Annotated in this window: 26 protein-coding genes; 16 read left to right on the top strand and 10 right to left on the bottom strand. The window is 55.2% G+C overall.

Annotation, left to right across the window (positions count from 1 at the left end; all coding sequences use genetic code 11):
• Positions 1 to 5 precede the first annotated feature (5 nt).
• From ACA071_RS12175 to ACA071_RS12160, 4 genes are all read left to right on the top strand, one after another.
• Positions 6 to 1,046, top strand: coding sequence for a DUF6708 domain-containing protein (locus tag ACA071_RS12175; protein ID WP_497644568.1), 1,041 nt, complete (start codon positions 6 to 8; stop codon positions 1,044 to 1,046).
• Positions 1,047 to 1,147: 101 nt separating this feature from the next.
• Positions 1,148 to 1,834, top strand: coding sequence for a hypothetical protein (locus tag ACA071_RS12170; RefSeq protein WP_497644567.1), 687 nt, complete (start codon positions 1,148 to 1,150; stop codon positions 1,832 to 1,834).
• Positions 1,835 to 1,956: 122 nt separating this feature from the next.
• Entirely contained in the window at positions 1,957 to 3,819 is a 1,863-nt protein-coding gene (locus tag ACA071_RS12165) for a hypothetical protein (RefSeq protein ID WP_497644566.1), read from the top strand.
• A gap of 93 nt (positions 3,820 to 3,912) precedes the next feature.
• Positions 3,913 to 4,278: a hypothetical protein gene (locus ACA071_RS12160; RefSeq protein ID WP_497644565.1), complete on the top strand. Its 366-nt coding sequence runs from the start codon at positions 3,913 to 3,915 to the stop codon at positions 4,276 to 4,278.
• Positions 4,279 to 4,366: 88 nt separating this feature from the next.
• Here ACA071_RS12160 and ACA071_RS12155 read toward each other — a convergent pair whose 3' ends face one another.
• A complete protein-coding gene (locus ACA071_RS12155; RefSeq protein WP_497644564.1) occupies positions 4,367 to 4,783 on the bottom strand; it encodes a hypothetical protein in 417 nt (138 codons plus the stop codon).
• A 206-nt stretch (positions 4,784 to 4,989) separates the two neighbouring features.
• On the opposite strand from ACA071_RS12155, the gene ACA071_RS12150 reads away from it, so the two are divergent.
• From ACA071_RS12150 to ACA071_RS12110, 9 genes are all read left to right on the top strand, one after another.
• Entirely contained in the window at positions 4,990 to 5,373 is a 384-nt protein-coding gene (locus ACA071_RS12150) for an immunity 22 family protein (RefSeq protein WP_497644563.1), read from the top strand.
• A 456-nt stretch (positions 5,374 to 5,829) separates the two neighbouring features.
• A complete protein-coding gene (locus tag ACA071_RS12145) occupies positions 5,830 to 6,465 on the top strand; it encodes a hypothetical protein (protein ID WP_497644562.1) in 636 nt (211 codons plus the stop codon).
• Complete coding sequence (locus ACA071_RS12140; protein ID WP_497644561.1) at positions 6,462 to 6,800, top strand: hypothetical protein; 339 nt, start codon at positions 6,462 to 6,464, stop codon at positions 6,798 to 6,800. Before ACA071_RS12145 ends, ACA071_RS12140 begins: the two co-directional genes overlap by 4 nt.
• A 28-nt stretch (positions 6,801 to 6,828) precedes the next feature.
• Complete coding sequence (locus tag ACA071_RS12135; RefSeq protein ID WP_497644560.1) at positions 6,829 to 7,155, top strand: DUF7716 domain-containing protein; 327 nt, start codon at positions 6,829 to 6,831, stop codon at positions 7,153 to 7,155.
• Between the two features lie 56 nt (positions 7,156 to 7,211).
• Positions 7,212 to 7,631, top strand: a complete 420-nt coding sequence (locus tag ACA071_RS12130) for an SMI1/KNR4 family protein (protein WP_497644559.1) — start codon at positions 7,212 to 7,214, stop codon at positions 7,629 to 7,631.
• Positions 7,632 to 7,647: 16 nt separating this feature from the next.
• Entirely contained in the window at positions 7,648 to 8,145 is a 498-nt protein-coding gene (locus ACA071_RS12125) for a hypothetical protein (protein ID WP_497644558.1), read from the top strand.
• A gap of 17 nt (positions 8,146 to 8,162) precedes the next feature.
• Positions 8,163 to 8,633 (top strand): hypothetical protein, encoded by a 471-nt coding sequence (locus ACA071_RS12120; protein ID WP_497644557.1) that lies wholly within the window; start codon positions 8,163 to 8,165, stop codon positions 8,631 to 8,633.
• A gap of 59 nt (positions 8,634 to 8,692) precedes the next feature.
• The gene (locus ACA071_RS12115) at positions 8,693 to 9,118 is read left to right on the top strand and encodes an SMI1/KNR4 family protein (protein WP_497644556.1); all 426 of its coding nucleotides are present in this window, start codon (positions 8,693 to 8,695) and stop codon (positions 9,116 to 9,118) included.
• Between the two features lie 113 nt (positions 9,119 to 9,231).
• The gene (locus ACA071_RS12110; protein ID WP_497644554.1) at positions 9,232 to 10,257 is read left to right on the top strand and encodes a hypothetical protein; all 1,026 of its coding nucleotides are present in this window, start codon (positions 9,232 to 9,234) and stop codon (positions 10,255 to 10,257) included.
• Between the two features lie 55 nt (positions 10,258 to 10,312).
• Here the strand turns inward: ACA071_RS12110 and ACA071_RS12105 are convergent, their stop codons facing one another.
• The 7 genes from ACA071_RS12105 to ACA071_RS12075 all read right to left on the bottom strand — a co-directional run bounded on the left by ACA071_RS12105 (position 10,313) and on the right by ACA071_RS12075 (position 16,818).
• The gene (locus ACA071_RS12105) at positions 10,313 to 11,137 is read right to left on the bottom strand and encodes a VanW family protein (RefSeq protein WP_497644553.1); all 825 of its coding nucleotides are present in this window, start codon (positions 11,135 to 11,137) and stop codon (positions 10,313 to 10,315) included.
• A 342-nt stretch (positions 11,138 to 11,479) separates the two neighbouring features.
• On the bottom strand, positions 11,480 to 12,064 hold the full coding sequence (locus tag ACA071_RS12100) for a hypothetical protein (RefSeq protein WP_497644552.1): 585 nt from the start codon (positions 12,062 to 12,064) through the stop codon (positions 11,480 to 11,482).
• An 86-nt stretch (positions 12,065 to 12,150) separates the two neighbouring features.
• Positions 12,151 to 12,318 carry a hypothetical protein gene (locus tag ACA071_RS12095; RefSeq protein WP_166655970.1) on the bottom strand — a complete coding sequence of 56 codons (168 nt, stop codon included), beginning with the start codon at positions 12,316 to 12,318 and terminating at the stop codon, positions 12,151 to 12,153.
• An 11-nt stretch (positions 12,319 to 12,329) separates the two neighbouring features.
• On the bottom strand, positions 12,330 to 12,572 hold the full coding sequence (locus tag ACA071_RS12090) for a hypothetical protein (protein WP_497644551.1): 243 nt from the start codon (positions 12,570 to 12,572) through the stop codon (positions 12,330 to 12,332).
• A 62-nt stretch (positions 12,573 to 12,634) separates the two neighbouring features.
• The gene (locus ACA071_RS12085; protein WP_497644550.1) at positions 12,635 to 13,687 is read right to left on the bottom strand and encodes a lipocalin-like domain-containing protein; all 1,053 of its coding nucleotides are present in this window, start codon (positions 13,685 to 13,687) and stop codon (positions 12,635 to 12,637) included.
• Positions 13,677 to 16,148, bottom strand: a complete 2,472-nt coding sequence (locus tag ACA071_RS12080; RefSeq protein ID WP_497645293.1) for an ABC transporter permease — start codon at positions 16,146 to 16,148, stop codon at positions 13,677 to 13,679. The genes ACA071_RS12085 and ACA071_RS12080 overlap by 11 nt, the downstream gene beginning before the upstream one ends.
• Position 16,149: 1 nt before the next feature.
• Positions 16,150 to 16,818, bottom strand: coding sequence for an ABC transporter ATP-binding protein (locus tag ACA071_RS12075; RefSeq protein WP_497644549.1), 669 nt, complete (start codon positions 16,816 to 16,818; stop codon positions 16,150 to 16,152).
• Positions 16,819 to 16,938: 120 nt separating this feature from the next.
• Between ACA071_RS12075 and ACA071_RS12070 the strand changes: the two genes are divergently transcribed.
• Entirely contained in the window at positions 16,939 to 18,834 is a 1,896-nt protein-coding gene (locus tag ACA071_RS12070) for a hypothetical protein (protein ID WP_497644547.1), read from the top strand.
• Between the two features lie 91 nt (positions 18,835 to 18,925).
• On the opposite strand, the gene ACA071_RS12065 is transcribed toward ACA071_RS12070, so the two are convergent.
• Together ACA071_RS12065 and ACA071_RS12060 are read right to left on the bottom strand one after the other, a co-directional pair.
• A complete protein-coding gene (locus ACA071_RS12065) occupies positions 18,926 to 20,623 on the bottom strand; it encodes a sulfatase-like hydrolase/transferase (RefSeq protein ID WP_497644546.1) in 1,698 nt (565 codons plus the stop codon).
• 73 nt (positions 20,624 to 20,696) lie between these two features.
• A complete protein-coding gene (locus ACA071_RS12060) occupies positions 20,697 to 20,945 on the bottom strand; it encodes a hypothetical protein (protein WP_497644545.1) in 249 nt (82 codons plus the stop codon).
• Between the two features lie 67 nt (positions 20,946 to 21,012).
• On the opposite strand from ACA071_RS12060, the gene ACA071_RS12055 reads away from it, so the two are divergent.
• Positions 21,013 to 22,365 (top strand): UDP-glucose dehydrogenase family protein, encoded by a 1,353-nt coding sequence (locus tag ACA071_RS12055; RefSeq protein WP_497644544.1) that lies wholly within the window; start codon positions 21,013 to 21,015, stop codon positions 22,363 to 22,365.
• Positions 22,362 to 23,399: an NAD-dependent epimerase gene (locus ACA071_RS12050; protein ID WP_497644543.1), complete on the top strand. Its 1,038-nt coding sequence runs from the start codon at positions 22,362 to 22,364 to the stop codon at positions 23,397 to 23,399. Before ACA071_RS12055 ends, ACA071_RS12050 begins: the two co-directional genes overlap by 4 nt.
• Positions 23,400 to 23,415 lie beyond the last annotated feature (16 nt).

Below are 23,415 nucleotides of genomic sequence, written 5' to 3'. Positions count from 1 at the left end.
TACCCTTGAAAAATAGATATGACCAACTGCCTCAAGCAGGTGACATCGACAGAGAATCAGGCACTGAAACACTCTATTTATCACCAAAGCCAGTGCCAACTGGAGTGCAGCCTTTCAGTGCACGCCAGCTACACCGCTATGCCGATGAAGTAGTCTTGGACTTTGCCGTTTCTAGAGGCAGCTTCGAGTTTATGACTCGAGCCGGAATCGGGGCGGTAATGTTCCTGTTGATTTTTTTGTTTTTCACAACGGGTTTCGGATCCTGGATAAGACGTGACATAGAACCTTTCTGGAGTAGCTGGCTGGATTTCTTCACAAGCATTGCCGTTTGGGGCTTTGTGGGGGCGCTGGCCACTCTCTACCTTTGCGTGTTTTTCTTTGCAATTCGTCGGGTAAGCAATCAACCTCCTGTACGCTTCAATCGTCAGCGTCGCGAGGTCGTCTTTGTTCCCAAAAAAGGCATGACCCCACGTTATGTACAGTGGGAGGAAGTCATTGCGAGTGTCTCGATCAGCAAATTGATCACTCAATATGCTGTCATTCCTGAATTCAAATTAATGATTGGGCTACGTGAGACGAAAAATGGCGATGTGCTTTGGATCAGTGTTCCAAGTGGAAATTTGAATCAGGCTATCGCTGAGTGGGAGGCAATCCGTGTCTATATGGAAGATGGACCGCGAGCCTTGCCCGAGGGGCAATCGGATGAATTCGAAGCAGGCTCGGTCGCCTACTTTCATATGTGTAGAAAAGGTTATCGCTCCCATCATTCATTGCTTCGATATCTCTTCGGCTTCTTGATCATTCAATTTTTCAGTGGTTGGACGATTCCTTGTTACCTTGCCGCTTGGATCAATAACCGCCCTAAGACAGGCTTCCCAAGGGAAGTTCTTGAGTGGTCGCTACCGCGCCCAATTGAAGAACATGCAGTACCTAGCAAGGAACTGATTAAGGAAAGTGCTGAGATCAGAAAGGCATTTTCAGAAGGACAGAACCTGGTGGACTACTTCAAGATTAAGCTTGGCGAGTCGAACAAAATACCAACATAAAGCAGACAGATTTTTTTCTTTGACGGAGCTGCCCAGCGCCCCCCTTCGCCGCAAAACACACACAGCAAAACCAGGAAGATTTCCCACAAGGAGCAGGACGCATGTTGAAACCCATAATCCCCTTGATCTTGGCAGCCACCGCCCTCAGCGCCCAGGCAGACATCCAGGTCCAGATCTCGCCAATACCCGAACAACTGAAAAACCTGAAGCCAGTCGCCATTGCGGAAAGCAGCTTGGAAGAACAAAAGCGGCTCAACCAAATCGACGCAATAGTCCAGCGCTTCAACCTGAACATTGAAGAGAAGTTCATCTACGTCGGCAAAGAAACACCCCACCCACTCCTGGGAATTTTGGATGTCGTCTACAAAGTTTATCCAGAAGAAGCCCAGTTGCAGGTGGTTAAAATCGACATCCAAAAAGGGTATGCGCGTGTCTACCCTGTCAGCCCCCAGGATATCCAGCCATATTCGAGTTTCGCGACGAGCCCGCTCGACGCCCGGATTGCCAACAATATCCTGAGTCCCGGTGCATCCGCGGCCCGATCCAAAGCCTATTTCAAAGACTGGTACGACACTTATCAATCGTCTCGGGTCAAGTTCGCCCGAAAGGTAGTGGCGAGTGATGCCTGTGAGACCGTCACGAGTGTCGAGCTCTACAGTTTCAACGGGGATGTGTTCACTGCGTTCTGTGGCAATGGCATGGCGTTCCATCAAACGCCGGCGCAGGTTGAAGCGGACGAGTCTATTGATCCCGCGATAAAAAAATGGGTGGTCAAACGGCCCCTGTGAGTTCGGGGCTCGTCACCCTGAGCGTTAGGTTCATTCAGATTGCGAGGCGCCTTCGCGCCGAGCTGCGCATTTTTTACATGTCTGTGCGGCAAGCCCATTGGACATGTGTCAGAGAGACAACCATGAAGCATTCGATACGACGCCGACACTGCGCCCTCTTTACCGCGATCCTGCTGTCAACCTGCTCCGCCGCCTGGGCGGTGCCAGCAGATCAGGCAAAAGCTCGGCCACCCAGTCCAGCTCAGTTGATGCAGGAGGCACAACGCCTGAGCAGCGAGAAATCACTGGCAGAGGCTACGGTCGCCGCCCGCGCGGCGATGGAGGCAGGCCGCAAGGGGAGCGCCATGGATTACACGGATCTCGAGGCGGGCGCCTTGCTCGTCGACCTGCTGCATCAGCAAGGGCGATACGACGAAGTCCGGAAAGCCGCCGAAGAGCAGATCGCGTATTGGGAGCGGGAATCAGCCGCTGTCGGGTCGACAAGCAGGCGCGACTTCCGCATCGCGAGGATGCTGGGCGTGGCGATCGAGGCAAGCATGACGGCGGGTGAACGAGCTGAGGTCGCACGCTTGCAGGAAAAGCTCTTCACGATCAACAGCCCCGAGCTCGGTCTGTGGCGCTTGTCGCCGGACGAGCCGCGCTTGCATTACGAACTGGCTGACTTCTCGATGCCACTCCTGCTGGGGCAATGGAAACTGGCGAAGTTTGAGCCCGCAGAAAGGCGTGATGTCACCACCAACCTCCTCTACACGCAGGCGTTGGCGAACGGCCGCCTGAGCGCCGAGATTTCGCTGGTTTATGACGAAGCACAACGCAAGTACACGGCATCGCAACGCCAGGATTGGCTCAAACCCTATCAGGAACAGCCTAAGAGTCGAGCATTTGCATCGGCGATGCCCGACCTCCCCTTCGACGACCTGACCTCCGCAAAAATGGGAAGCCCAGAAAAGTGTGATGGCGAGCAATGCACCAATATTCGCTGGACGGCGTTGCGCGGCGACTGGCGCATGGACATTGATGTGATGTTCAGATCAGGAGACGAGGCCCAAGCCGTTGAGCAGATGCACAAGTTGTTCGCGGCACTGAAATGGCAAAGCGCACCTACGCTGTTCCGCGAACGCACGATGGCCGAGCAAATCCAAGACATGGATACGTCTTGGGAGCGTCCAGGCGGCTGGCCCAAGGCCGCTGAGTTGGCGAAAAAAGCACTGCCCGACGCTTTTTTCGCTGATGAAGTTGCGCGAGTGCAGACACTTATCGGCGTGTCGCAGTACCGGCACGGCGACCTCGACGCCGCTCGCCACTCGCTGGGTTTGGCCCTACCTGCCTGGGAGAATGGCTCTTCCTATCTACCCCTCTACCGCACTGCGCTGGATTACGCAGCGGACATCGCCTACCGCCAGGGCAGAACTCAGGAGGCCATCGCCCTGAACCGGAAGCTCATCGAATGGCAGCAAAGCGATGCCACGCTCGGCTGGGGAACACCGAAGGATGAAAATGCGCTGGTGAATAGCTGGAAAGGCATTCACCTGCCCTTGCGCGTGGGCGACTACCGTTTGAGAACGGACACGGAAAATCGTTTCTACTACGAAAATTTGCAAACAGGGGCACAACTAGGCCTCACCGTGGATTCGGCTCAGACATCGGACGAAAAACTTGAGTCGTTGCTGCGCGCCTTCATGGTGAAAAAGCTGGGGCTACAAGCCGCAGATATGCGCAAGACGAAGTTTTCACCCAAATCGGCCGAACCCGGGAAGTCGCTAACAACCGGGCAGATATGGGAGTTCGATGTAACGAAGCTGCCTGGCGAACAAGGCCCCGTGTCTGACGACTTCGTGGCTGGCATCCAGCGGAAGACGCCCACGAAGATGGCGTTCTGGATTGTGGATCGCGAGGGGGTACGGTCGTTACTGCGGGCGCCGATCATGGACGGTGGGCAAACCGGGAATGAGGCGAATCAGATTGCGCAAGCGTTGATTTGGTAGGGTTGGACGACGCGCTGGTAGCCGTGGCGATGGGGTCGGTGAGCATCCTGCCCCCTCAATAAACAAAGACGCTTATCCCGAGGCCTACTCCAAGTGAGCAGCAACCCGATCTCCCCGAAAGACTTTGTCATTGGACTTAAAACGGCTGTCGTGGAGGAGAATATTTGTATTTACAGACAGCTTTTCGCCAACACGACCATTGACGATGCAACCGACGAATACTGGAAGCGAGCCTTAACCTTGTTCAACTCGCTACCTACCGAACAGCGAGAAGTTTTCTTTGAAGTCATCAGGCAGACAATGGTCGATACCACATCGAACCTTCTGGGAATCATGGATGGCGTCAGCACAATAGAGGGTGTAAACGATGCGTTTTCTCTGACTTACGGCATAGACAACGACACACTGACGGGTGACTTGCAGAGTCTATTTTTGGCAGAAGAACAGAGCACATCGTAGAGAACAAAAAGCGTCGAGAAGGCTTAGATCGCCGACGAGCCTTCCGCTTGCCAGCCCGCTCCGTCGGCAGGCCGGGAAAGTCCGAATATCAAGTGGCGACTGACGCTGCAAGCGGTGCACCTTTAGGATCAAGATTGACCATCAGTGACTTGGTCGCACTCCTGATCATCGGCCCCAACACCAGGTTGCTGCCGACCATCACCACCACGGCCACCAGCACCAGGCCATCGGACTGCAGAACACCGAGGAACGTACCGCCGAACACACACACCGCCAGCAAGCCGCTGATCATCAGGGCCAGCATCAGGGGCTTGGCCGGGTTGCCGAAACCCAGGAAGCGTTGCTTTTCCGAGGCCGACATCACCAGTTCCGCCTTGCAGCCCTTGCACGCAATGGGCTGGTCTTCACGCAACAACTTCTGCTGTTTATTGAGGATGGGGAATTCTTTTTCGCAGGCGTTGCAGTGGACTTTCAAGCCAATGATGTTTGTGCGTGAGGAGCTCATCTTGATCCTTAAGATTGGGGGGGAAACCATAGTCGCCAATACCTGGACGGTGCGGTCGCGGATTGGCAGCCTCGGCAATTGAGGCCGCGCAGTTTACCTTTTATGAGTTGCACCGCGAGCCTCCTCGATGCCAGAGTTACCGGCCTTGATCGCGAGAACTACATCTGTTCCCTTTTTCGACGTGCCGGAATAATGAGACACAAACAATGGACTCAACAAACATCGCCTCTATTTGGACCGCGAACACCGGATGGGAATTATCTACGCTGCAAGATGTGATGTGTCCGCAGTACTCGGACGACGGTGATTTCCTGGGTTCTGATTTCAGTAGGTCCTTCTCGCTTGGTTTTGTTGACGATGACAAGGTCGAAGCCAATCAATTCGAGCTGACGAATTCGCTAACAAATGCCATGGAGGGTTTTTCATACGATCTTGAAATTGTTTCGGACATGGCAACCAAAATGCTCACTCCGATTGCAGAGCCTATCGATACGCTCGTTGTAATTTACGACTACTCCTTCTCAGGTGCACCTGGCAGCAGCACCATTAGAAATAAAATATTTGTATACCGGGGAAGCTTTGAGTACTAATTCGAGAAACGGCATGTAGTCACCTGATCAAGGAAAGAAAGCGTGATAATAAAAAACATTAAATGGATCACGGACGGAGAGGCAGAAGTCTATATCAGTGACGGCCGCTACACCTGTAGCGCTTTCGCTTGGCCCTGCAACGCGAAGATTGGCGACCACATAACTGATCCGCTCCACGTATTCTCTTTACGAAATGCAATGATTAGTGATCAATCGACGCTAGGTATTTGGAGTATAAGCGGCGCCAAACTTGATCGAAAGGTAATCGCTGAAATTACGGATCTCGCAGGTCAAATAGTTGCCGTCGGGAATATGTACATGGTGATTGATGATCCTTTGCCAGGAGGATTGGAGACTGGAGATCTCATTGAATTCGAGTGCACCAGAATAGACTTATGGTAAAAAAATAGCAGTCGATCTCTTTAAACGAAAATCAAAGATCAATGGATGATATTCATGAATATACAACTCGACATAACAGAAGCCTTTGGCACCATCGACTACGTAAACGCTGGGGGACTCATCACCTGCATCGACATAGCCCTGACAGAACAACTTCTTGACCATTTCAATTTCAACCTGTCCAATTTCGTCTTGAACCTGATCGACCAACCCATCATCGACGCCATACAAAAACAACTTCCCGTAGCACTGACCGAACAATTCATAGATGAAGGTTTTCTCATCGTAAAACGTGCTGCGCTTTCCTTTGACGAAGTTAAAAGCTGCGAATCCGTACTGTCCCTTCAGCTGAATGACAAAGAGCACGACCTCGTACGCTCATGGGGACGAAAACTGATTTCCGGCGATCGAATCTACAACATAGGTGGACAATTAAGCACCTACCCTGAATTACGGTTGAACCTGGCTATTGTGGCGCCAAAAGAAATCACCCTGAGTTTTGCAATTGAAGACTGTGTCTACATTGAAAACTATACGGACTTCATGAAAAACGTCGGACATCTCAACCAGTCAATCAGCCCTCCTCTCCCCATCCATAACCTGTTCAATCTCGAACTCAGGAACAAGCATCTAACCCCAAACCGGGAAGCGGGTTTCGACACCTTCTCCGACGACGATTCTCAGTCATGACCAAGATAAGTATTGCTTCTGCAGTCCCAAGCAGTGACCTCGAGGTTGCAAGCTTTTTGCACCAGCGCTTCAAGATGTCACTGATGGGCTCTCAAAGAAAACTCTCCATGGGCGGCAAAGGGTTTTTCTTCACTTGTGAGCTCTACGGGAATGACCATATTCGGCGCGAACAGGATGTTCGGGATATTATTAACTTCTTCAGAACAAAGAGCATTCCGCTGTTGATCCTTGAAATAGACAATGAAAAAGAATGGGGAGCATTAGACTTGGACAATCTGAATCAGTACTCCGTATCTGAAACAGAACTGTTGAGTGCTTTGAATTCAAAACCATAGAAGACACCTACCATGAAGCAACAAAAAAATGGAAAGTAGGAAATTTTCTGATGTGCTTTCCAATGCGGCACATCTGGACTGGAGAGCGGCGATCTACTTACCAAAAAACAAGAAACTATGGGGATTGGATTGCCAGGCAATCATCGAAAACCCCGATCATTTTGAAGCTTACGGCGTAGATGACAATCCGGTCGAGATATCTAACATCAGTTACCGATATGTATTACTTTGCGACGATCTATCATCCATTGTGAAAAACCTGCAAGAGCAAGATGCATCATGTGATTTGAGCATGACATACAAAGCATTTATTTATTACATTGAAAATGATAGCTTTATGAAATCAGCCCTCTAAACCAATACAGCTTGGCTTTGTATTCCTTTGAATGTAAATACCGCTGAGAGCCCGACATGAAATTTGACTGGAGCCTTTTTGGGATTGCACAAGGATCGTCCATTTACACGGATACGATCGCCCAAACTCAAAAACTATTGTCCGTGGTTTTCCCCGATTTATATTTGGACTTGGTCAAATACGCTGACGAAGCCTCTCCCGAAATATCTTCATTCCCATATGGCAACGCAGGCACCTGCATAAGCGAGTTTTTCTCGTTCTCCCCGGAGTTAAAGGCCGGCACTGTTGTTTGGCACACCAGAGTTGCCGGGCTGCCTGCTGGATGGGTACCCATTGCCAGGGATGCGGGTGATTATCTTATTTGTCTGAATTTCAATACACTCTCCACCACTGTCGAGATTTTCGATCCAACATCCGGCAGGACATTCTTTGTCGCTAATAGCTTCGACGATTTTGTTAGCTTATGGCGAGAGTAGAAAGGGGACGACGTCAATGATCAGCAACTTCGAGAAAGCATTAAAGCGAGACGAACTGCCAGATTACTTCAGGGGTATCGGTATCTACTTCACAAGGGATCCGGACTGGGGAACCCAGCTACACGTAATTAACTGGCAGGGGCTTTGCGGTTTTCTAAAAATGCAAAAACATCCCGAGATCATACTGAAAAATGCATTCGTTAAATATGTCATCACTGTAGCGACCCACGTCGAGGACGCAAGCGATCTACTGGAAAATATCGGCTGTTATTATTATATGCGCAGGAAGACCCCCGCATTATCTGCAAACGGTTTCGATCTGATTCAAGAATTACCCGAAAAAGAAAGACAAACCCTATCTCGATCCTTCAACTTCTTGAACAAAGAGCTTGCCCGTTCCAACAACAAACAGGATATTGATCTTTACAACCGGACGATAGAAAAGCTTATTAACGATGCGCCCCAAGAATCCTTAAAAGATATCAGCCTTGAAAAAATACAAGTAAATCATTGATACAGGAATCCCCATCAATGAAAACAACATTCGAAATAGCCATAGACAAACGTGAAATTCCCGACTTTTTCAAAGGAAACGGAATTTACTTCGCCAGGGGCTCCGACTGGGGTGATCATCTTCACATAAACAACTGGCAAGAGATGTGCAGTATTCTCAAGACGCAGAATGCTTCACAGCATTTGCTGACGACTCTATTCGAAGAATACGTCAGCAGCCTGAAAGAAAACTACGAGGATGCTGACGATTTACTCTCAAACATCAGAGCCTACTACATTGTCAGGCGTACGTTTCCATTTCTATCGTCAGACAACTACGATTTGATTGAAGGTCTCGACGAGAAACACCTATCAACGATAGGGCGTTTGTTTAGGCTTCTCAGGAAGTTATATGATACAAACAACAAAGAGCTTCCCACGTACTCGTTCGATCAAGAAATCCAAAAATTAAAAACGTGTGGTTGCACGCTCGAATTCGAGAACCTATAAAGGTTCCATTCTTCGCAAGCACAAATCGATCTGGAACAACAAAGCCGCAGAGACAATAAATGATACCCGATGAACTGGTAAAACTTATACAGCAGCAACCTGGCGAAACTCAGAGAATTTACAAAAGTCTCGCAACTGGTGCTTTAAATGCACTGGGCATCCGTCTGGATAGCGAACTGGCAGAATTTTTCATAAATTACACAATAACATCCTTCAGCAGCCGATCTTCAGACGAAGCATTATGTGATATCGCAGCCCCGGATAATGAGATAGCTGACGGCACTCATTTTATACATGCCGTATGGGAGCTTCCAGAAAATTACATCTGCCTGACAAACATCCAGGGTGAAGGATGCTACCTCTATGACAAAAACAGCGGTGAAGTTATAGATTTTAGCCTTGCCGATCGGGACGAATTTATGGCGGGAATACGACAGATGAAATGGGATAGTTTTTATGAGTTCCTTAATTGGTATCTGACATAACGCTAAATTCTTTATCATGATATAAACCTACACGTTCACCTTCCCTCCATTTCGGCCAGACGCATTGCCGTCGGCCAGGAAAACCGGATCACCACCCAGCAAAGGAATGACCCTTGTTTACCATCGCACGCCCCCTCGCCCTGCTTTTGGCGTTGTCTGTTTCTCTTGATGCCGCGGCATTGTCACTTCATTCAGAAAAGCGCGCCGACGGCACCACCGTGCTTCAGCTCTCCAACGCGCCCGCCGCTGCGCGGCCGCCTCAGCTCAATGAAGATCCGGCGATACGCGCCGCGTTGGTCGATTTCATCGGTTACGCCACCGGCAGTTACACCCTCGATGGCAGTTTGATCGTGTCGCAGATACTCGATGCCCTGGATTCAGAATTCACGACATTTGAGGAAGGCGTGCCGGCCGGGCGCACGATGCTGACCGCCATGGATGACGGTAACCACGGCGACGAGCGCGGCGCGCTGTTGTTGGACGAAAAGGGGCAGTTGATCGCCGTAGGTCTGGTCAATGGGCATTGCACCGTCAAATCGCGTACGGAGTCGCTGTCCTGCAACCCGGGTCCCGAAACCGTGTTGACGATTTTCCAGGCAAAAGGCGCGAAAAAGAGCGATGCGGACCCGATGATTGTCTGGAGCAAGCAGTTGCCGCCACTGGTTGCGTATTGGGCTGAAAGTGAAGATCCCGAGACCCGTGCCAAGGCGCAGAAGATCGGCTCGGTCGAGTACATCACCACTGACCCGAAAAAACCGTCCTGGACTACCTCGCAACTGCCTTCTGACCTCCCGAAGGCGATGCTCCCGCTGCTTCCGACCAATTCCTTTCTATCGGGTGTTGGCGCCGATGGGTTTTACATTTCACCACACATCAAAGGTTTCCCGATGGAGGGTGAGTTCGACCAGATTGACGGCCGCCCACTACATGAGTTCGAGGTCATGTTGCAGACCTATATGCCGTTCGCCGACGTGCTGAAGTTTTACCAACAGCAAGCGAAAGGTGCCGTGTTACAGGCGAATGATGAAAAGGCACGGATTGACGGCGTCGCTGGCGGCGGCACCTACAAAATCGACATCAGGGATAAAGAGGATGACGGAACGGCCATCACTTTTACCGCCTGGAGAAAAGAGGTCTGATCGCTTTTAACTGTTAGCGATAAAAAAACGGGCGATCTTGAGATCGCCCGTTTCTTTATATTACAACCGGTATATCAACTAACGCGTCATCCACCGCGTACTTGACCACCACCCGATTTTGGTAAAGACGTTCACTCTTCACCAACTGACTGTCCTGCCCTTTGGTGCGTACATCCCGCCATATCTCGTTCTCTCGAAACACCCGGCCACCGTCGCGCACAAATCGATGCGCCAGTTGGTAAACGTGATAGCGAAACTCCCGCACCCGATCAGACAATAACTCCCCTTCCAACTGTTGCTCGCCGACATTCAATTTCAACTGAAAATGCCGATCCGTCGGGTTGTACAACACCAAATCAACATAGTTATAAAAAATCGCCGCCCCGGAGCCGAATGGCAATACCCGGCCGTCATCGGGAAAGGGATCGAAACTGTGGTTTGACCGCTCGACTACCACCAACGGCGAGTGAATTGCCATCCAGTGAATCAGGTTGCTCAGTTGGCAGATCCCGCCACCGACGCCCGTGCGCGCTTCACCGAAGGACAATTCCATACCTTCGACGTAACCGCGTTGGCGAGTCGGTCGACCCACTAACCGGCAAAAGGAAAAATATTCGCCCGGGGCAATGACGACACCATCGACAGAAGCCACCGCGAGTTTGAGGTTAATGACTTTGTTATGTTGCAGTGCAATATCGGAGTTGCCGAGTTTTCGAATCAGTTTGGAGGTGTGCTTGAGGTAGCGAAACGGCAACCGGGTGCTGTCCAGCGATACGGCGTATGTCTTGCGGGAATAGCGCCAGGCCAGTTGGCGGAACAGTCGTTTTTGCCACACGCGAAGCCAATAGAGGGCCGGGTGGTAGAGGGAAAGTGGTTTCATCCGTGTCAGATCGGCGGCGGCCGTTTTCTTCCTTGAGTAAAAAGCCGCGCATCTTAACGTATTGCTGCAAGTGCGTGTCGCACTTAAAAGAGGTGTTCGCCCAGTGTAATGGCCTGGCAATCCATGCACCGGTAAAGAGCCCTGACACTGGGCGAACGAAAGCAGTTTAATAGAAGTCGATGAATATGTCCGTATACATATACATGAAATTTATGCACACAACTTTATTGGATATTTATCGACATCTAACTTACAAACACAAAACTCACCAACTAGAACATTAATGTAATTATTCTTATACAAGGCTCGTACAAGAATAATCACTTCATATAGAGCTAATACTCAGCTTTCGTGTTGGCTAGTCACTTTCAAGATATCGGTGTACGTGACGACAACGCTTTGCCCGACTTTCAAGTCCTTCAGTTTCGCCTGAACTTCAGGTTTCACAACGTCGACGGTCTTCGATTGGCCCGCCGGGTTTTCGAAGGTCACCTGGTGTTTCTTCGTATCGATGTGGGTGATTTTCAGCTGGACTTGCACTTGGCGGAAGGCTTCACCGCCGGGATTCGGATTGTCTTTGGTGGCGCGGATATCGCCGGTGCGTTCGGTGGAACCAGGCAGGCCTTTATCGACGTCGGTATCGAGGTAGGCGGCCACCGAGTGGGTCACTTCGACTTTAACTTGATCGCCGACTTTCAGGTTGCCGAGGTCTTTCGCCTTGTCGCTGAGTTGTACATGGACCTGACGGCCTTCGGCGCCTTCCAGGACAACCTGGTGTTTGGCGGCGTCTACGGCCAGGACTTTGGTGGTGACTTGATCGGCTTCTACCGCAGCGGACAGCGGTATGTCGGCAGCGATGGCGCTGAGGCTGGCGGCGGACAGGAGGGTGACGAGGGTGATGGCCTGGGCCAGTGCATTGAGCTTCATAAGCATTACATTCCCTGTGATGGATGGCAGCGCACGGCTCTGGATCAAGGTTAAGCGTCGTGTGTGCCGATGAGCATAGACACTGTTCAGGGAGTGTTCGCAGTTTCTTGTGCGGTGGATTCACCGCTGTCAGTGCCCTTGCTGTTTTCCTTGCGTTTGTTCGGGTCGGTGGGGCGCAGGGCGTCGTTGTCGCGCTCGGTTTCGCCGGGTGGCCGGGGTTCGTCGGGGTGTTCGGATTCGGTGATGGGTTTCATGTGGGGACTCCTCAGGCTTCAGGGTCGTTGACTTCCTGGGCGACGTTGACGGCGGGCGAATCCTTGTGGGATTGCTCGGCCTTGGCTTTCAGGGTTTGCCATTGTTGGAGGTCGATGGCGCCCTGCCCCAGCAAATCGTCGGCCACCCGCAGCAGTTCGCTGTAATGGGTGTCGGGGGATTGTTGCCAGTAGGCCTTGTCGTCGAACAGGCGTTGCCAGGTGGCGAGGTCTGGGGGTTTGAGATCGTCGCTCATGACGGGCTCCAGGGAACGGGCTTCATAACGTAGGAGGACGTCGCTGCGCCGAGAGTTCCGACTCAATAACCGGTCATTTCCAGATAGCCCTGCCCGGCGTGACTACCGCTCAAGCGCACCGGCCCTTCCCAATAGGGAATGCGCAAATCCATCCACGCATTCGGGTTCAGCGCGGTGGTAGTGATGTCGAGGTGTTTGCCGGGAATCTTGATCGACCAGCGCACGGGCATGGTTCGACCGGCGACTTTGGCGGTGTCCTGAGGCGTGATGCTGATGTCGTCGCCATGCAATAACTGCGTTTTCCCCTGGGCATCAATCCAGGTGCCCGTAACAAAAGGCGCGCCGTCCTTTTGCCGCATGCGGTAGAGCATCACCTGTTCGCCGCTGTCCAGGTGCAGGGAGAACCAGTCCCAGCCAGTCTGATTGGCAGTCAGCGGTTGGCTGCTCCATTCGCGGTCGAGCCATGCGGGGCCGCTGACGGTGTAGGTTTTGCCGTCGATCTCCAGCGAGCCATTCGCCTGGAAAAACGGTTGGCTGTAGTAATACGAGGCTTGGCCTTGTTCGGACTTTTGACTGAAACCGTGATCGCCCTGAAGCACCAGCGGACGGGTGGACGTCAGCCGCAGTTGATAGCTGAACCCCTTGTCTTGCGCGCTGAGTTGCATATCCGACAAAGGACCGCTGAACTGCCAATCATCGATCCATGCATTGAACGGCGCCACGCTCACCCCCGCCTGACCAACGCCGCCCCGCGCATAGCGTTCGGCGGCGTGATGCACCGTTGCAGACGTGACCGCCGCGTGACCGAGCCAGATCGTCTGATTGCTCCAACCCGCCACCTCGGGCGTAACCTTCAAGGCGCTGCGAAACAACGTCCATTGCACGCCAAACTCGTTGCCTTGAGCGTCCTTGAGATTGGCGGTGACGTACCACCACTCGATACGAAAACCATCATGCGGCCCATGATCCGCCGGAAAGCTAAATACCCGACCGGGCACCACCGGGGTAAACGCGGACGCCTCGCCGCCCATCCCGGCGAAACCTTTTTCATCGGGGGCCGAGTTATCGCAACCGCTCAACAAAGCCAAAATCAACAGCCCGGCCTTAATCCTCATGCGCAAAGGTCCTCAACAGATCCGCCGGTCGCGTGCGGTACAACGTGTACAACGGCCACGCCGATGCCAGCAACGTGGCGAGCAGCGCCAGCCCCATCAACTGCAACAGTTGCAGCGGGAACACCCGCAACGGCAGGCGCCAGCCGAAGGCCTGGACGTTAATCACCGTGTCCAGGCACCAAGCTAGCGCGATGCCCAACGGCAGAGCCAAGACCAGCGTCAGCAGCGCCAGCAACCACGTTTGCCCGAGGTTGAGCAGCATCAGTTGCCGTCGCGTCACGCCCAGCGCCCATAACGGCGCGAGTTGGCCGAGGCGGCTCTGGCTTTGGGTCAACAGGCTGATGAACAGCGCCACCCCGGCCACGCCGAGGGTCAGGCTGTTAAGCGCGGCGGTGGCGGCAAAAGTGCGTTCGAACACTTGGGTGGACCAACCCTTGAGCCGGGCCTGATCGACGATGCGACTGTCGTCCAGCGCGAAGCGGTTTTGCAGCGCAACAAGGAATGGCGGGATCGCCGCCGGGTCGATACGCAGGTTGAAACGGTTGGGCGTGAGTTGCGGCCAGCCGCGCAGCAAGTGATTGACGTTGACCAGCACGTGCCCCTTGGGATTGCCGTAGTCGGCGTAGATCCCGACCACTCGTGGCGACCACGATCCATTCGGCGTTGGGATCGTCAGGTGATCGCCCAATTGCACCTTCAGGCGTCGCGCCAGTTGTTCGCTGAGCATCACGGTGTCGTCCTTGGCCAGGCGCTCCCACGGGTTGTCGCCCAGGGCTTCCAGCAGCGGCCAGTGCTGGCGGTAGTTCGGATGGTCGATCACGCCGTAGACGTCCGCTGGCCAGCCTTGCAACTGGATCGACACTTGCCAGTTGGGCAGCACCGCCGTGACCTGCGGTTGTTGTCTGAGCCAGGTTTGAAGCTCGCGGGCCTGGGCCGGGTTTTGCGGGTTGAGGTAGAGCTCGGCGGTGAGGCGTTGTTCGAGCCAGTCGCTGAAGGTCTGACGGAACCCGGCGGTCATGCTGCCTGCACCGATGTTCGCCGCCAGCGCCAGCAGCAACGCCATCAGGGCCAGGCTCAGGGCCGGCAATTGCTGGCGGCAATCGGCGAGAAACCATTGGCCGAGCACCGTGCGACTGCGGTGCAGCACCAGGTTGAGCACGGTGTTGAGCAGTACCGGTAACGCCAGTGCCGCGCCGAGCAACAACGCGGCCATCAGCACAAAACCGCTGGCCAGGCTGTCACCCCAAATCAATGCCAGCAGCGCGATTACCGCCGCCAATGCAGCGACCCAACCCTGGCGCCGCAACCACCGCGCGTGGGCCTGATGCCAGGCTTGCGGATTGGCCAGCGCCAGCAACGGCAAACGCGCCGCCCGCAACAGGCTGTTGGCGCCGGCCAGCAAGGCGCCGAGCAGGCTCAGGCCAACACCGCTGAGCCACCACCATGGACTCAAACTCAACTGCCCCGCCACCTCGGCGCCGTACAACCCGCGCAGGCTGGCGGCGACGTCCGGCAACAGCACGCTGGCGAGCAGATATCCGCTGGCGACCCCGGCGACGCCACCGATCAGCGCCAAGCCACCCAATTCGACAGCGAGGCAGCCGATCAACATCCGCGCACTGACCCCGCAGGCGCGCAGGGTCCGGAGCAAACCCCGGCGTTGCTCCAGTGCCAGGCCAATCGCCGCGTGTACGATGAACAGGCCGACCACGAACGACAGAAAACCCAGCGCATCGAGGTTCAGGTGAAAGCTTTCGGTGAGGCGCGCAAGGTTGTTTTCTTCGCCGCTAGTCTTGAGCTGGAGCTGGCCTTTAAATTGATCCGGTAGCGCCGCGTGAAAATCCTTGGGCAGCAGCAGGCGCGACAATTGATCCGGCAGGCCGAGGACTCGCTGGGCGAAGCCAATGTCCACCAGTAAGACACCGGGGGCCATGTCCGGCTGGGCATGCAGCGGCGGCAAGGTCTGACCGCTTTCGGAAATCGGCGCTTCACCTTCATGTAAACCCAAGGCCTGCAAAGTCTGCGGGGCAATCCAGGTGCTGCCCGGCGGGCTGAAAAATTCGACAATGCGTTCCATCGCCAGCGCCTGCCCCGCCACTGCCGAACCGGCCGGCAACGACACCGGTTCGATGCCCATCAGCTGCAAGCGTTGATCGTCGTGGCCCTTGAGCGTCAACCGGCCTTGCAACACCGGCGATACCGGCCAACCCGCCCGCCGCAAGTCGACAAACAACTGCTGGGCGAACACGCCGCCACTGGGCGCACTCAGGCTGGCCTGGGGTTCACCGCCGATTAACTGACTGGCCTTGGCATAACTTTCCCGCGCCTGACTGTTCAAGGCCTGCACGCCGGTCAGCAGGCTGGTGGCCAGCCACAACCCGGTCAGCACACTGAAAAATTGCACCGGGTGCTGGCGCCAATGGCTCAGCAACGCGCGCAAGGTTTGGCGAAAGACCCGCACCTCAGCGCGCGTCCGCGTCAGCCAGACGGCCATGGTGCAGCACCACTTTTTCCGCCAGGCGCGCGGCGACCCGTGGGCTGTGGGTGACCATCAACAATGTCGTCGGGCTGTCGTCGAGCAGCTCCAGCAGCAACTTCAACACCTCGTCGCTGGTGGCTTCGTCGAGGCTGCCGGTGGGTTCGTCAGCCAGCAACAGCTTCGGTTGCGAGGCCAACGCCCGGCCGAGTGCGACCCGTTGCTGTTGGCCGCCGGACAACTGCTCCGGATAACGCCGCAGCAAATCGCTCAAGCCTAGTCGCCGCACCAGATGCGCCTGCCAGCGCGCATCGTGGCGCCCGGCCAAGCGTGCCTGGAACGCCAGGTTGTCCTCCACCCGCAAGCTGCCTATCAGGTTGAATTGCTGAAACACCAGGCCGATTTCGGTCCGCCGCCAGTTCGCCAGTTGCCCTTCGTTCATCTGTTCCAGCCGATGCTCGCCACTGCGGATGCTGCCGCGATCGACCTTGTCCAGCCCGGCGATCAGGTGCAGCAAGGTGCTTTTGCCACTGCCCGACTCGCCCATCAGCGCCAGGCTGCTGCCGGGTTTCAAGGTGAGGTCGATGCCTTGCAGCACCGGCAATGGACCTTGCGGGGTGGCGTAGCTTTTGAAGACGCCTTGGACTTGAAGCATGGGGGGCTCGTTTGAAGGGTGGTGAGGCGAAGAATAGCGGTTATCGCACCCGGCGATCCGCCAGTTGTGTCAGCGCCCATAAATATCATTTAATCCAAAGCCCAAACATTGGATCCAATCATGTCAGACGAATTCAACTTCGTATCCCCGGATAACCTGCTGGATGAGCCAACGCCTTTCGAAGGCGATGTGCTGGATCCGCAAATCGAAACGCTGCCATTGCATGATCTGACGTGGCAAAACTTTGAAAAGCTCAGCGCCAGGCTCATTCAGGACCGCTACGAAGTTCGCTCGTTCAAATATGGACGACCCGGCCAGGCCCAGGAAGGTATCGACGTGACATGGCGCCTGCCCGACGCACAGAAAAGGCACGTGGCGCAGGTCAAGCATTGGAAAACCATCAAGGCCAGCGATGTTACCGAGTGGGTACGCAAGTTTCGTGAAGGCAAACTTGTGGCAGAAACACAAATGTACATTTTGTGCCTGTCCATCGATGTAGATGACGAGCGCACGGCCTACCATGCCTGGGATGACGCCCAACAGTTGTTGGCCGCACAAGGCATTGATGCGCAGCTTTGGGACAAAAGCTATATCGTGGAGCTTCTGCGCGAAGCGCCTGATCTGGTCCAGACGTTCTTTTCAAAAGCGATCAAGGATCGGTTCTGCAACGAACTGCCAATGCCCGAGCCCGACACCCAAACCTTCCGCTCACGATACGTCTACACCCACGACTCGCTGGTCACGCTGGAAAACAGCACGATCAAACTCGAACTGCTGATGCCGACGCAGGACAATCCCCGCCCCTCAGCCATTTTGTCGTTCGGGCGCACCGACCTCAGCGGCATTATCCTCGGCCTGGACCGCGATGAAGTGGTGGCATGGCTACAGTGGGTCAGTCACTACCGAGAAGGTGATGCGATTCCGTTTGCGCATCCGAGCTACTCGCAGGAGCAAAAATATGTCCTGAGCACCCAGCAATCGCGCCTGACGCTTGAGCTGCAAGAAGTCGATGATTTGATCTGGGCGCTCAAACAAGCCTGGGAGCCATATCGCGCAGCCATCGAAACCCTCGAAAAAAACTGGCAGGTTCTGCGCTTCAAACGCCTGCACCGTGACGCTGGAAATACCTATGGGCTTTATCGTATTTCCCAGGCCTTGTGGCATTTGATCATCGACTACGCCCGGCATCATGAATACGACGATGGTGACTCGCCAGAACATATTTTCGAATCACCGAACGGCGGAGTTCTGAAGGTCTTTGTGCCGCAAAAAACCACCGATCTGGACGCCGGGCACCACTTGATTGCCTATGTTTATCAGGAGGGTGGGCTCGTCTCAGGTTTGCATGAAGAAATGCTGACGTTGGGGTGGTCATCGACAAAGATCCTCGGCGGTGAAGCCCGATGGAGCCCGCGCAAACAATGGAATGCCGAATTTACGCATCAGTGGTTTGCCGATGTGTTGATACCTCGGGTCTGGCGCTGGTACGAGCGCAAGCAATACCAGGATCAATCCTGGCTGAACAAGCTGCGCCAAAACTTGAAAGGTACAACGCCGCAACATCAACTTGAAAACCACTTCTATTCCAAGGCACGCATTGCCAGCCAAGCGTTCGATGTCTTTCAGTCTGCCAGTCAAACCATCCAGGGGCTGCATCAGATGCAATCGCACTTCAGTGTCTACCAACGCGATGCCGCCATTGAGCCGGCGTTGATCCGGGTCGCGACAACCTGCGTCGAAGAACTGGCCCACAAGCTTCCCGAGTGTCATCACAACTACGTCAGGGGCAATCTCGGCCTGGACAAACGACCACTGGGGGAAGGGATTTTGCATCTGCTGGACAATCTCGAAGGTCGAACCGGCGCCATACGGCTGGAAATGACCTTGCGCTCAATCATTTGCTGTTGCGAGACATCCCACTCTCTCTCTGACGCGGATTACCGCTGGCTGACCCACAGCCTGACCCCCGTCTGGCTCAGAATGCGCGAGGATATGCTCTGCGATATGTTTCGTTAATCGTGGGTGACCGGCGCGGGCTCGGCTGAATGGATTGGCCTCTTCGCGAGCAAACCTGCTCGCGAAAAGTCCAGCGCGGCCACTCAAAACCTCACTGCCCCACCGCCACACTCGTCGCCGCCTGCGCCGGCGTAACAATGGTCTTCAGATCAATATGCTTCCACTCCGGCTTCGCCCCTAACCGCGCATTGAACCGATAGTTAAAGGTGAAGTCATCCGCCGTCGCCACACTCAACGGCTTGCCATACACCGTCTCAACCCCCGCCAGGTCATACCCCATCAACTGCAACATCGTCGGGAAGATGTTGTAGTGACTCGACCGATCCTTGTTGCCAGCCAATTGCGCCGACCAGTCCAGCGTCTTCAATCCGCTGCCTTGAATCACCATCAACGGCACCAGCCCTTCCTCCTCCACCGGGTCGCCGCCGCAGTGGGTATTGAGCCCGGGATTGCCGCGCTCGTGCAGATCCTGCCCATGGTCCGAGGTGTAGATCAGCGTTGCATGGCTCAAATCCGCTTGGGCAAACACCCGTGAGAAAAACTCCCCGACATTCCACAACAGCGTGTTCTTGTAGGCGTTGCGGTACAGCACCCAATCGTCCGGCTGACCATTGAAACCATCGCGTTTGCCGGTGTCCGCCACTTCGACAAACTGCCCGCGGGGCAAGGTCGGGCGGTAAGCCATGAAGGCATCGGGGTATTTGTCGTGCACCGGGAAATGCGCGCCGACCTTGTTGATCACCACTAACTGCGGTTGGTCGTCGTTGAGCAGTTCGATCAGTTTCGTTGCCGCCGCCATGTCGCGGTCGCGCACGCTGGTCTGGTCGAATTGCACGAACTCGTCGATGTCCTTTTTCTCGGCATCATTCATCAGGTTCTGCAGGTTGCCGCCAGTGCGCTGGGCGTCGATGTAGACGGTGCGCAGCCCGGCCTTTTTCGCGTACTGCCAGATCGACGGCAGCGTGGTGTTGATGCGCATGTAGTCGGCGCGGGTGCCGCCGTAGCGCAGGGTGATGTTGGTGTCGGCGCTGCAATTGGCGATGGAGGCGGCGTAGCCATAATTGAAGATGTCGACGCCGGGATGTGCTTGCTTGAGGTTGCTGTGCACCCCGAACGGCGCGTTGATGTCCAGGTAGTTGCCGGAAATGCTCTCGTCGATGATCAGCACAATGTCGTGCCCCACCGGCTGATCGTTGCGCACCAGTTTCACCGGCTCACGCGGGCCGACGGTGTTGTGCAGCGCTTCATAGGCAAACAGGTTCAGGTAGGCCAGCGGCGTGTACATGATCGGCAGGCCACGGGCGCCCTCGCCGGCCCGCACGAACAGCACCGCACTGAGCAGCAACACACTCAACAGCGGCGCCGCCACCAGCAACGCACCCGGCAACGGCATCCGCCGACGCGGCTTGAGCCCGATACCGAACAGCAGCAACAACCCGCTGAGCAAGCCACTGATCAGCGGATCACGGTACTGGTACGCCGCTTCCTGGATGAAACCGCCGGAATACACCAACGATACAAAGCTGCTGTAAGTCAGGTAATCGGCGGTCACCCGCGTATAAACGTCAAAGAACACTGCCGACACAAACAGCGTTATAGCGAATAGATGTCTAATCAGCGTCTGGCGGATGTACGCGGTCATAAACAGCGCCGCCGTCAGCGCGATAAACATCGCGCCAAACAGCAGCACCGCAAAGCCGAAACCCATGGCACTCAGGCGTTCCAGGTAATAGTCGTAATTCTTGAATAAATAGAGAACTAACAGCAGTTCTTTTAAATATCGAATCATAGTATTTACGCTGCTCGGCGATGGGGTTTTGCCAATAGTTTGTCAGCCATTTTTTGACACTAGCACCGAGCCATCAAACCGCAAGAAATGCCGGGTTTTTCCGTAAAGCGTCAAAAAATTGTTGACTCAAATCTGACACACTCAAGGCGCTAGAGCCCTTGTATTTAAAGCCTTTCGACCGTTTATCGTTTTCTTCGAAATGTGAAAAACCCGTCAAAACCGCGGCAAATCCAGCTACAGCAAGCACTTGATGGCCAATCGCCCCCAAAAATGGGGCTGTTCTAGCAAAGCAACATGTCATTTTGCTGACACGTTTTGCCAAGGCTGGGCTATACCCCTTTTGACAGTCTAATTCCTGATCTTTCCACCGTCTTACGAGGCACGCCAATATGGACGTGAGCGTATTTGGTACGGGCTACGTTGGCCTGATTCAAGCAGCCGCATTGGCCGATGTCGGACATCGCGTGCTGTGTGTCGATATCGATCCGAACAAGATCAAACAGTTGCAACAGGCAGTTCCACCGATCAGTGAACCGGGACTTTCCGGCACGCTGGAAGAAAACATCAAGGCTGGCCGTTTGCTGTTCACGACCCAGGCCAGCGATGCGGTCGAGCATGCCGAATTGATCTTCATCGCGGTCGGTACGCCAGCCGATGAAGACGGTTCCGCTGACCTCAGTCATGTGCTGAACGTGGCCCGGCAGATCGCCAGTTTCATGGAAGCCGATCGCACCCTGATCATCAAGTCCACCGTGCCGGTCGGTACCGCGGACAAGGTTGCCGAAGCCGCCAACGAAGAACTGCACCGCCGGGGCAAAGACGCGCTGCTCGTACGGGTCGTGTCCAACCCTGAGTTTCTCAAGGAAGGCAGCGCCCTGGCCGACTGCATGCGCCCGGACCGGATCATCGTCGGCACCAACGATGACACCGCCCGCGACCAGTTGAGTGAACTCTACGCACCGTTCTGCCGCAACCATGAAAAGCTCATGTTCATGGACAACCGCAGCGCCGAGCTGACCAAGTACGCGGCCAATGCGATGCTCGCCACCCGCATCAGTTTCATGAACGAACTGGCCAACCTCACCGAACTGTTGGGGGCCGACATCGAAGCCGTGCGCAAAGGCATCGGCTCGGACCCGCGTATCGGTTATCACTTTATCTACCCCGGTTGCGGCTTCGGCGGTTCGTGCTTCCCCAAGGATCTGCGCGCGCTGCTGCACACCGCCGAACATAACGGCATGCCATTGCGTCTGCTGCGCAGCGTCACCGACGTCAACGACACGCAGCGGCACATCCTGTTCAGCAAACTGAAAGCGCAATTCCCCCAAGGCCTGGCCGGTAAATCCATCGCCGTCTGGGGCCTGGCGTTCAAGCCCAACACCGACGACATGCGCGAAGCCCCCAGCCGTTATCTGATGGATGCACTGTGGGCCGAAGGCGCGAGTGTGCAGGCCTATGACCCGGAAGCCATGTCCGAATGCCGGCGCATCTACGGCTACCGCAATGACCTGCACCTGTGCGCCACTCGCGACGACACCCTGGAAGACGCCGACGCGCTGGTGATCTGCACCGAGTGGAAGAATTTCCGGGTAGTGGATTTCGATCTGCTGGCGAGCAAGTTGCGTTCGAAAGTCATCGTCGACGGACGCAACCTCTACAACCCGGAACAAGTCGCCGCCGCCGGTTTGCACTACAGCGGCATCGGCCTGCGGCACATCGCCCCGGAGGTGCTGCGCCCATGAATATTCTGGTGACGGGAGCGGCGGGATTCATTGGTGCCCATTGTGTGTTGCGGCTGTTGCGCGACGGGCACCGGGTCTGCGGGCTGGATAACTTCAACGACTACTACGACCCGCAACTCAAGCACGATCGCGTGCGCTGGGTGCAGGAGCAAGTCGGCAGTTTCCCACTCGCGAAGATTGACCTGGCCGACGCCACAGCCATCGAAGCCTTGTTTGCGAGTGAACAACCAGAGGTGGTGATTCACCTCGCTGCTCAGGCCGGGGTGCGCTACTCGCTGGATAACCCCAAGGCTTATCTGGACAGCAACCTGAGCGGGTTCCTGAACATCCTCGAAAGCTGCCGGCACCATCCGGTGAAACACCTGATCTACGCCTCGTCCAGTTCGGTGTACGGCGCCAATCAACACACGCCCTACTCGACCCATGACGGCGTCAATCACCCGCTGTCGTTGTACGCGGCCACCAAGAAAGCCAATGAGCTGATGGCCCACAGTTACAGCCACCTGTTCGGCATTCCCAGCACCGGTTTGCGCTTCTTCACCGTCTACGGCCCGTGGGGTCGTCCGGACATGTCGCCGATCCGTTTCGCCCAGGCGATTGTCGAGGGCAGCCCGTTGAAGCTGTTCAACTACGGCCAGCATCAACGCGATTTCACCTACATCGACGACATCGTCGAAAGCATCGCCCGCCTGGTCGATCGGCCGCCGAGCACCACACCGGACTGGGACCGCGAACAACCGGACGCGGCCAGCAGCATGGCGCCGTGGCGCATCTACAACATCGGCGGCGAACGCCCGGTGGAACTCAAGGATTACCTGGCCCTGATGGAAAAGCACCTGGGCCGCAAAGCCAATGTCGAGCTGTTGCCGCTGCAACCGGGCGATGTGCTCAACACCTGTGCCGATGTCCATGAGCTGGAACGGGACACCGGTTTCCAACCGCGCATCGAACTCGACGAGGGCCTTAGCCGGTTCGTCGCCTGGTTCCGCGATTACTACCCATTGCACGTCCACGCGCCGCATGCGGCTGAGTGACAGGGCTGAGAGCTAC

The sequence above is a fragment of the Pseudomonas sp. LBUM1646 genome, from assembly GCF_059716165.1.
Note: the sequence above shows the minus strand (reverse complement) of the source record. Positions and strands in the feature narration are given on the sequence as shown.